Source organism: Halioxenophilus sp. WMMB6 (genome assembly GCF_033283405.1).
In the GTDB taxonomy this organism is placed as follows: Bacteria; Pseudomonadota; Gammaproteobacteria; order Pseudomonadales; family Cellvibrionaceae; genus Halioxenophilus.
The window spans coordinates 262,962-270,014 of the sequence record NZ_JAWMQR010000008.1 but is presented as its reverse complement, the minus strand read 5'-3'; the positions used below and the strand labels follow the sequence as shown (position 1 = coordinate 270,014).

Genomic DNA, 7,053 nt, shown 5'->3' with positions numbered 1-7,053 from the left:
CTGCAATAATCCCACCTTCGTAGGGGCGACCGGCGGTCGCCCACCACCCCGGTGCGTCACGACGCCTGTGCGGTGAATTCAACCCCGCATGGGCGATCGCCGATCGCCCCTACGCAATATGAATACCTGCAATAATCCCACCTTCGTAGGGGCGACCGGCGGTCGCCCACCACCCCGGTGCGTCACGACGCCTGTGCGGTGAATTCAACCCCGCATGGGCGATCGCCGATCGCCCCTACGCAATATGAATACCCGCAATAATCCCACCCGTATTAAAGGCAGCCCGGCCCGGAAGTGGCAGTTGGTTGAACAACTGCCCGGTCGCTGAAATTATTTAATTAAATGGCTTGCGTAAAACCGTCTTTTATTAGGGAGAATCCTGAGCGCCTAGTACGCCGGTAAACATACCGGAGGTAATCACCCCTTTAGGGCTGATCGACATGGTCAGCAGGGCGTTATCCCAATCGACGCCGGTGCCCAGGTGGTGACGCCAGACGGTTTTACCGGTTTCAAAATCGATGGTGGTGATGTACCAGTCGTCATCGGTGCCGAGCAGCAGCTCGTGCACGTAGATCAAGCCGTTGCCCAGTGAAAGCTTGGCGCCGGTGCCGGCGCGCACGTCGTAATTTTCCCAAACCGTATCGCAACCGGAGAGATCGTCGCGTACATCAATGCGTACAAAACCGGTCTCGGCATCGGCCGAGCTGCCCACCATTTTGAAGCCCTTGTTGTTCTCGATTACCAGCGAGTTGCCGTAGCCGATAAAAGAGTTCTCCAGCACGCTGCGGCCGGGTTTAAACACCGGTACTTTACAGACCAGGCGTTGCTCCTCGGGCACATCACCCAGACGATAGACCAGCACATTCGGGCGTGGGTCGGCGTTATCACCAAAGGCGATGAGGTTGTCACCAAAGATAACCGGTGTGGTGCCGGAGCCAGAGCCGAACGACTCCTTGGACGCATCTTCACCCACCTCGTAGGGCATGCGCAGGGTGACTTCTGGCTCCTCTGCACCCACTTTCATACTGTAGAGGTTGTGGTCGGTAACGAAGTGAACGCCCTCCGGGTTGGCGGCCAGGCCGTTGGCTATTACCTCACCCTCAAACAGATGGCTGTGCACCTCGCCCTCGGGGGTGATGTAGCCCACCGCCGCCGGCCGCAGAATCGAGAACCACCAGTTGCCCTGCCAGTCAGCCACCAGGTCCAGCGGGAAGGTCATCGGCCCTTTGTGCTCAGCGGGTACAGCGGAGCTGATATCCTGGCGACGGACCAAATGCCACTTGGGACCGTCACTATTCTCGATAATCTCAAAGGTCTGCATGGACATGTCGCCCACCGGGATCACCACCCGGCCCTGCTGATCCATTCGGAAGTAAAAGCCGGCCATGGGCGGCAGCTCATACTCATCCAGCAGGCCCATGGTCTCTGGTTCGAGCAGCAACAGTTTGGTGGCTGTCTTACGGCCGACGCAGACGGTAATCACCCGCCCTTTGGCATCGAAGTGCTGTACCGAACAGTAGGCGGGGTGCTGCTCCACGCGGTAGGCGTTCACCTGTAGATCCTTGCCCAGCGGGCCAGCGGCGGGGATGGTACCGCTGTTGTAGCTGTCGGCGTGGGCGCCGGCATAGCCGTTGTTATTCTGGTAGGGGTGCGCGGGCATGGGCAGCGGTGGCAGTGGTTTGGGTGTGGCCACCGTGCCCTCAAAATCGGGTACCGAACGGCTCGGCGCGCGTGCTACGCGATCTTCCCGGCTGATGCCGGTGGCCGAGGCCAGGGTCTCATCGACCGAGGGTTCTGCTTTGCCAGGTGGTGTGCTACAGCTTGCTAAAATCACAGCGAGGCCAGCGAGTGGCCAGAATCGTAAGTACATTGACTAACCTATTAGAGTTGTAATCGGTGCAGGTGGTAGCCAGCGTAACAATTATGGTGGCGGGTGAATAATGACAACTAAACATCGCCGTTATGAGATAAAAGCATGCAATGTGGGGTGGCGCGGCCCCCGTGCGGTGAATCAACCCCGCATGGGCGATCACCGATCGGCGACCGCCATGGACACGGAAGGCCACCCCGGGTAAATGCAGATCACGAAGGAGGGTTATCTGCCCTACGCAATATGAATACCCGCAATAATCCCACCCGTAGGGGCGACCGGCGGTCGCCCACCACCCCGGTGCGATACGACGCCCGTGCAGTTATGGGTTATTGAATGCCAACCAATCAATCGTATTGCTTCACACCATAAACCGGGAAGACACTGGCATCGCCGTAATTCTCGATGGTTTTCATCTGTTGCAGCGTTGCCATATCCGCAGCGGAAATTTCAAAGTCGAGATCCGCGTTGCTCTTCATGTGCACCGGGTTACTGGTTTTGGGAAGCGAGACCAGGCCGAGCTGTAAGGTGTAGCGAATACAGAGCTGCGGCACCGAAACGTTGTATTTTTTTGCCATATCAATCAGCGACGGATTTTTTAGCAGCTCACCGTGGCCGATGGGCGAGTAGGCTTCAACGATAATACCGTTGTCCTGGCAGTGCTTGATTACGGCTGACGGCGTGTTGCTGACGTGCGCCAGAATCTGGTTAACCATCGGTTTTACCTTACTGCCTTGCAGCATGTTATCGATATCGGCGATTAAAAAATTGGAGAGGCCAATCGCACGTAGTTTGCCCGCGTTATAAGCCTCTTCCAGTGCCCGCCAAGCCTCTAGGTTGCCGGCAAAGTGACGGTCGCTTTGGCCAAATTCACCCCAGGGTTGTGGGCTGTGAATAATCATCAGGTCGATATAATCCAAGCCCAGAGTTTGCAGCGAGCCATCAATGGAGGCGACGGCCTCATTGTAGGTTTTTATGCCGGCGTCCAGTTTGGTGGTAACAAACAGCTGTTCGCGCTCAACACCACAGTTGCGCACACCTTCGCCAACGCCGGCTTCGTTGCCATAGGCCTGAGCGGTATCAATATGGCGATAACCCAGTTCGACGGCCTGCTGCACCGCGCTGGCGGCATCATCGTTACTGATAAACCATGTACCCAAACCCAGTTTGGGAATGGCGACCCCGTTAGCCAGGGTGTAAGTCTCTTCTAAAATCATCACTTGCTCTCCTTATTAATTTAATTGAGTTGCGTTTCGGAGAGAGGCTAGACGTTTGCCTAACCCCTGAGTTTCTATTGGTTGTGGAGTGGAGCTACTCCACTCGTTCGATGGTGACCTGAAAAGGGCTTTTGCCGGTTAACAGTGCCAGGCCGGAATCGATATGCCCCAGTTTTACCAACCCCTTGGCGTAGCCGAAGTCACGATAAAAAATGGCCAGGTTGCCCCACGGGGCATAGTAGGTAATATCGCCGACCTCGGGGTCTATGCCTGCCGGCACGCCGTCGGTGGAGAGTGGTGCTGGCAGGTCACTGATTTTTTCGGTGCGGTGATAATCTTCAAGCGTTAAGGTCAGCGGCAGCAGCGCCAGAAAATCCCGCGCTGCGGCGTTCTCTTCAAGGGTTGCGGTAATCTGTTGACCATCGACTTTTATCACGACTGTTGTCATCACGTTGCTCTCTTTTGACGGGGCTTCGGTATTTGGCTTAACTGCCCAAGGGTTTTGCATTGCGGGTTCTGCCAGTGCAGTCGCGGTCAAACAACTCGATAACCAAAACCCGATGGCGATACGTTTACTCAATTGAGTGACAAGCACACGGGCTTGCCTGCGGCTATAGCAAAGGCGCTGCATAAAAGCTGGCTCACAATCGATAAAAATGGGTCGGGTATCTGCCGCACCGTAAGGCCGAAGCGCTCAGCCTCGCCGGCGTGGGCCCCGGTTGCTGGGGGCGTGGATTTTCGCGGTGTTCTGTTAGCTTTGTACTACGCCGTGGGATGGCTCCACCTGCGATTATCGTGGCGACTATTTTCTCTAACCAGCTGATCAATCGATAGAGTAATTGACTCAGATTGTTGCCTAATCCTATTGATAGGCAAAAATATGATAATTTTTGTGCCAGTGCTATCAGCGCCCACTGGCGGCGGCCTCGCTTAGGCAGCGGGGCTGCGCTGCACCAGGGCCGGCAACAGGGGTGCGGAGGCTGAAGGCAATAAGCAGCCTGCCGCTGTGCCCGGCTGGCATTGTGGTAATGCGATGGATTTAATCGCATAGAAGATTGCAGGAAAAAGGCAGGCCACACGGAGCTACCCCCACCAATCGTTAGTAGACTAGAAAGTAAGGTGGCTATTGTTTGGCGGGTAAATCAAAGGTGCAAGGTCGAGCTGATATAGAGAAAGGCCGCCCGGCATAGGCTTATAAAAAAGCCGGTAGGCCAAAGCCCGGCAGTAGTATCAATCGGGCGGGGATATGCAGCCGTGCCGCTGCATAACCACTACCGCCCTAAAAAATTATTGAATATAAGCCCCGCCACAAACCGGGTTGTAGGTACCGGTAATGTGCGAGCTTGCCTCACCAGCCAGGTAGCGAACCGTGTTGGCGACATCTTCCGGTGTGGCGATTTTTTGGGTGGGTGTGCTCATGCGAATAAACTCCTTGAACTCCTCCGGTGCATCTTTGGTGGCATCTGTCGCCACCAGACCCGGTGCCACAATATTGGCGGTGATGCCAAACGGGCCGAGCTCCTGGGCGAGGTATTTATTGAAGCTGTCGAGCGCTCCTTTGGCGGTGCCGTGGGCAATAAAACCGGGTGCCGGCGCCTCGGACAGGGTGCTGGAGATAAACACCAGTCGGCCAAAGCCCTTGGCCTTCATACTGACGGTGGCAAGCTTGGCGGTGGCATAGGCCGCGTGCAGCTCGTCGTTCAGCTTCTGGGCGAACTCTTCCCAGGTTTGTTCCATAAACGGCTTGGCGACAAAGTTCATGTTGGCGTTGGAGACCAGAACATCCACACCGCCATACTGCTCGTTAATCATGGCGAACATGGCCTGCAGCCGCTCGTCGCTGCGCACATCGGCCTGCACCGGGTAGGCCTCACCGCCGCTGGCTGTAATCTCGCGCGCCAGCGCTTCGGCCACCTGGCTGGAGTTGACGTAGTTAATAAAAACCCGATAACCGTCTGCGGCCAGGGCCTTGGCGGATGCCGCGCCGATGCCGCGGGCACCACCGGTGATAAGTGCATTGCGTTTGGTCATGCTACCTCCAAAAACTGTGTCGATTGAATGAAACTCAGGAATTATTTAACGCCCTGAGATTGGCGATTACATCGGCGAGCTGCTGTTGGCTATGGGCCAAGGCCGCCTCCGCCATGCCCCGTTGCGCCTCTTTGAGGACGCCTTTGGCGATCTTGTTACACTGCTTGGCAACGCTAACGGCAGCGGGGGTGAGCGAAACCAGCTTTTGCCGGCGGTCCTCGGCACTGTTCTGCCACTCAGCCCACCCGCGCTTTTCAAGGCCTGCCACCGAGCGGCTGATGGTCGACTTCTCCAGAAAGAGCGCCTCGCCCAACTGCCCCTGGGACATAGCGCCGTTACCCCACAGCATCTGGATCACCCCCCACTGCTCGGCGGTCATATCAATACCCGCCTCGCGCAGACGGCGGGCCAACAGCCGGTTAAAGAGCCGGCTCGCGAGCCCGGTTAGATAGCCGAGCGACTGCGTGTGCATCGGTTCGGGCATAGGGCAAAATCTCTTAGTGGGAATTTAGTTGTATATGCAACTATATGGTAGAGCGTAGCGGTAAGTAAAGCGCTTCGTCGTGGCTGGCGATTGGAGATTAGCCGTGGCGTATTGAGCGCAGGGGCGGGTTTGAGCGATCACCCCTTGCGGGGGGAAGAGTGGTGGTTGAAAAAAGTGGGCCAAGCAACAGTGAAAAAGTGGGCAAACCAACGCCAGTTGAGCGTAAAGGGTTCCCCCGCTGGCAGGTGGCCCAATCGCTCGAGTGATTGATCGCCAAGCGCGAGGTTTTGCAACTGTGGTGGGATCTTGCCGATGCATCGGCGAGCTATTTTCTGCTAGGTGGACGCCCTTTGTTGCGGGCGCGACGCATTTACCGCCGACCGCAAAGCTTGCTGATGCCGGGCCCATGCCTGCGCAGGTACGCCGGCCATCCCGGTGTGTCACGGGACCGTGCGGTGAATCCGGCCCTGCATGGGCGATCGCCGATCGGCGACCGCCATGGATGGCGGAAATGCAGATCACGAAGGAGCGGTTATCTGCCCTACGCAATATTAATCCCTGCAATAATCCCATCCCGTAGGGGCGACCGGCGGTCGCCCTCTATCCTGGAGCGACAGAGCATCAACTATTCGTACTTAATCCCCTTCTCCAAAAACTTCAAAAAATTTCCCTCTGCCCAATGCGCTTTAAAGGCTTTGTAGGTATTTAAATTGTAAACAACACAGAAGCGGTTCGCTTTGCCGTTGGCGGAGTAGGAGTGCCAGGTTTTGCGGTCTTTACGGGAGAAAACAAAGGCGCGGTTGCGTTGCCACTGCACTTCACCAGCCGGTTCCTGGGTGTTTCTGTCCGGGTGGATAAAGGTGCCGTGGTTTTTTTCCGGGGCCATGTAGACCACCACGCTTAATAACTTTTTCGGAATATCGTCGTGAATGGCGTGTTGGTAATCCGGCCCGGTGGAGATCAGGTGGAAATCGGAATATTCGTAGAGTTTGGTTTTGTTGCTGGAGAGAATGGCGAGAAATTGCAGCAGATAAGGACGATAACTCTGGTCGATCTTGGTGAGGAATTCGTCGTCGAAGGTATTCGATTTAATCTCACCATCTTTCCGAATCAGGCTGTGGGCCATATTGACCTCCTTGCCGGCGACAGCCTTCTCCTTGGCGCAGATGGCTGCAAACTCGTCATCGGTAAAAAAGTTATCAATCACAAAATGGGGAAAAGCAACGCCGTTTAAGCCATCGAAGGTGGTCACCTGCCAGCGGGCGGGGAATTGATCGGCGATGGCGTCGACCCGCTGTTGTAAGCGCTGCTTGTGCATGGTCTGTTTCTGCATGGTTTGTTTCTGGATGGTCTGTTTATTCATGATCTATTTCGGTATTGCGACCGCTCATCAGGAATCGTAAAGCGCAGTGGGCTCTGTATCTCCTGGCCAATAAAAATGGCTGCCACTG

General features: G+C 56.0%; 6 protein-coding genes. All 6 read right to left on the bottom strand.

Annotation, left to right across the window (positions count from 1 at the left end):
- Positions 1 to 367 precede the first annotated feature (367 nt).
- The 6 genes from SBL51_RS18410 to SBL51_RS18385 all read right to left on the bottom strand — a co-directional run bounded on the left by SBL51_RS18410 (position 368) and on the right by SBL51_RS18385 (position 6,965).
- Positions 368 to 1,870 (bottom strand): hypothetical protein, encoded by a 1,503-nt coding sequence (locus SBL51_RS18410; RefSeq protein ID WP_317932576.1) that lies wholly within the window; start codon positions 1,868 to 1,870, stop codon positions 368 to 370.
- Positions 1,871 to 2,217: 347 nt separating this feature from the next.
- Positions 2,218 to 3,087 carry an aldo/keto reductase gene (locus SBL51_RS18405; protein ID WP_317932582.1) on the bottom strand — a complete coding sequence of 290 codons (870 nt, stop codon included), beginning with the start codon at positions 3,085 to 3,087 and terminating at the stop codon, positions 2,218 to 2,220.
- A 94-nt stretch (positions 3,088 to 3,181) separates the two neighbouring features.
- The gene (locus SBL51_RS18400; protein ID WP_317932575.1) at positions 3,182 to 3,535 is read right to left on the bottom strand and encodes a cyclophilin-like fold protein; all 354 of its coding nucleotides are present in this window, start codon (positions 3,533 to 3,535) and stop codon (positions 3,182 to 3,184) included.
- Positions 3,536 to 4,374: 839 nt separating this feature from the next.
- Complete coding sequence (locus SBL51_RS18395) at positions 4,375 to 5,118, bottom strand: SDR family oxidoreductase (RefSeq protein ID WP_317932574.1); 744 nt, start codon at positions 5,116 to 5,118, stop codon at positions 4,375 to 4,377.
- Positions 5,119 to 5,152: 34 nt separating this feature from the next.
- Positions 5,153 to 5,602: a MarR family transcriptional regulator gene (locus SBL51_RS18390; RefSeq protein ID WP_317932573.1), complete on the bottom strand. Its 450-nt coding sequence runs from the start codon at positions 5,600 to 5,602 to the stop codon at positions 5,153 to 5,155.
- Between the two features lie 625 nt (positions 5,603 to 6,227).
- On the bottom strand, positions 6,228 to 6,965 hold the full coding sequence (locus tag SBL51_RS18385; RefSeq protein ID WP_317932572.1) for a hypothetical protein: 738 nt from the start codon (positions 6,963 to 6,965) through the stop codon (positions 6,228 to 6,230).
- Positions 6,966 to 7,053: the final 88 nt, after the last annotated feature.